The following is a 3,231-nucleotide window of genomic DNA, read 5'->3' as shown; positions in this document are numbered from 1 at the left end:
AAACTACTCAACTGTTAGACCCTCTTTTTTGCTGTTTGTATACTATTCAAACTCCAGAAAGACAGTGCGGAGTATAAAGCAAAATCGTTGATTTTAAGCCATTTTTAGGCAATATAAGTAACTATAAAACCATATAAAAATATTAAAAAATGCAATTTTAATGCAATGAGGTGCAATCAAAATTATCTGATTTGTACCCAATCCCAAATCTCAATATCGACTATTTAGTTAAAGACGTTCAATAAATGAGCGTCTTTTTTCATACCCAAAATCGAAAGGAGAAAGAGAAAATATGAATAAGCTAGTAAAGCGATTGCTGACAGGGACGCTTGCTTTTGCAACCATTCTCACGGCATTACCAGTGACGGCGGTTCATGCTTCCGGCAATCAATACTGGACAGAATCAGCAGAACGTGTCGGCTACATTGAACACGTTATGAATGACGGTTCTATCAAATCTACATTCAATGAGGGACACATGAAAGTTGAGGGCGAAACTGCCTACTGTGTGGACATCAACACCAGTTTCAAGAATGGATATAAAACCCGTTCTGACGCAAGCACCCGTATGAGTAGCGATCAGATTGCAGACGTTGCTCTTTCCTTAGAGTACGTCAAGCAATATACCGCTTCTCATACGAACTTGAATTACAAGCAGGGATACTTGCTGGAACAGTGTGTTGTCTGGCAGAGGTTGAGTGAACAGCTCGGCTGGCAGTGCGATAACGTCAGAGCTTCCTATAATGAAATCTCACAGGCAGTACAGAATGAAGTTTACGCTGGTGCGAAAGCATTTGTGAAAGCAAATAAGGGACGCTATGAATGTGGCGGTTACATTTATACTGGCGAAGGACAGGACATCGGACAGTTCTGGGCGAAGTTAAATGTGGGAAATGCAAAGGTCAAAAAGACTTCTTCCAATCCCACGGTCACAGATGGCAATGCCAACTATTCCTTTGAGGGTGCAACATTTGGTGTCTATTCTGATAAAGGCTGTAACAGCCAGCTTGCCACACTTACTGCCGATGGAACCGGCGATACCAAAGAAGTTGAGGTAAAAGCTGGAACAGTGTATATCAAAGAGCTTTCTGCTCCAAAGGGTTATATGCTGGATTCTACTGTCCATGCCTTAAATGTGGAAGTTGGAAAAACAGCGACTTTAACTGTTGCTGACACTCCAAAGGTCACAGAAACTTTGATTGATTTATTCAAAATTGACATGGAAACAGGAAAATCTACTCCACAGGGAACTGCTTCTTTAGAGGGTGCAGAGTTCACATGGAGCTATTATGACGGTTACTACAATGCAGACAATCTTCCTGCAAAGGCTACCCGTACATGGACAACCAAAACAGTTGCCGAAAAAGACAGTGACGGAACTATCTATTATGTATCCAGACTTGCTGACAACTACAAAGTATCTGGCGACAGCTTCTATACACAGGACGGTAAAAATGTACTGCCACTTGGTACACTTACTGTCACAGAAACCAAAGCACCAAACGGCTACTTATTAGATGGTGCATATATGCAGGCTGACGGAAGTTCTGAACAGATTAAGGGGACGTACCTTACACAGATTTCCGAAGATGGCGAACTTGCCGTACTTTCTGGAAGTAACCAGTATTCCGTATCCGATAAGGTTATCCGTGGCGGTGTAAAAATCCAGAAACGTGACCTTGAAACAAAGGATACCAAAGCACAGGGAAGTGCGACCTTACAGTACACAGAATTTAATATCATTTCCTTAAATGACAGTCCTGTACTGGTTGAGGGAAAATTATACAGCAAGAATGAAACTGTCAAGAAGATTCAGACAGGAATTGACGGAATCGCTTCTACTTCTGCTGATTTACTCCCTTACGGAAATTACAGATTAGAAGAAAGCAAAGCACCAGAGGGCTACTTGACAGATGGTGCAAAGGCAATCGACTTTTCTATCACAGAAGATGGAAAAATCGTAGACTTGACTGACAAATCCCACTCTGTCTACAACCAGATTAAGCGTGGCGATATTGAGGGTGTAAAAATCGGTGCAGGTACACACAAACGTCTTGCAGGTGTTCCATTCAGAATTACAAGCAAGACAACGGGAGAATCCCATATTGTAGTTACTGACAACAACGGTCAGTTCTCCACTGCTTCAAGCTGGGCTTCCCATAAGGTCAATACTAATGCCGGAAAATCCAGTGAGGACGGTGTATGGTTTGGAACTTCTGAACCAGACGACAGCAAAGGTGCATTACTTTATGATACTTATGTGATTGAGGAATTAAAGTGTGATTCCAACGCCGGATTTAAGCTGATTCCAGCTTTTGAAATAGTCGTATCCAGAAATAAAGTGACCATTGATTTAGGTACGCTTACCGATGAATACGAAAAAGAAATCACAATCCATACCACAGCTACCGACAAGAAAACAGGCGAAAAGATGATTGTTGCCGGAAAAGACATCAAGATCGTGGACGAAGTCACACTTGATGGATTGGAAACAGGCAGAAAATATAAACTTTCCGGCTGGCAGATGGTAAAGGAAGAAAATGCGGAACTTCTCATTGATGGGAAACGTGTAGACAGTGATTATACCTTTACTGCTGACAGCGAAAAAATGACGGTTAGGATTACTTACAGTTTTGATGGTTCAGCTCTTGGTGGTCAGAACCTTGTTACCTTTGAGGAATTGTACGATATGAGCAATCCGAAAGAGCCTGTCAAGGTTGCCGAACATAAAGACATCAACGATGATGGACAGACTGTTCTTATCACAGAACGTATCATCAAAATCCATACGACCGCTACGGACAAGAACGGCAAGAAAGAAATCGAAGCCGGAAAAGATGTAACGATTGTGGATAAAGTCACATTAGATGGTCTGGAAGTTGGAACAAAATACAAACTTTCCGGCTGGCAGATGTTAAAAGAGGAAAATGCAGAACTTCTGATTGATGGAAAGAAAGTATCCAATGATTATGAATTTACAGCCGACAATGAAAAAATGACGGTTGAGATTGTCTTTACCTTTGATGGTTCTTCTCTTGGTGGAAAGAGCCTTGTCACATTTGAGGAATTATACGATATGACCAATCCAGACGAACCAAAGAAAGTGACGGAACATAAGGACATTACAGACGATGGACAGACTGTAACAATCAAGGAAGTGTCGGAAGTTCCAGACACACCAAAGGATACCGATACGCCAGATACACCAATTGACTTAAATCATTTTGATAC

General features: G+C 41.6%; 1 protein-coding gene. It reads left to right on the top strand.

Features of this window, described 5'->3' with window-relative positions; translation table 11 throughout:
• Positions 1-292 precede the first annotated feature (292 nt).
• A partial coding sequence (locus HMPREF0367_RS05630) for a VaFE repeat-containing surface-anchored protein (RefSeq protein WP_035402095.1) occupies positions 293-3,231 on the top strand: 2,939 nt, incomplete at its 3' end.

This window comes from Faecalitalea cylindroides ATCC 27803, assembly GCF_000469305.1.
GTDB classification, from domain to species: Bacteria; Bacillota_I; Bacilli_A; order Erysipelotrichales; family Erysipelotrichaceae; genus Faecalitalea; species Faecalitalea cylindroides.
The sequence above is the reverse complement of the archived record's forward strand: the minus strand, read 5'-3'. Positions and strand labels throughout refer to the sequence as shown.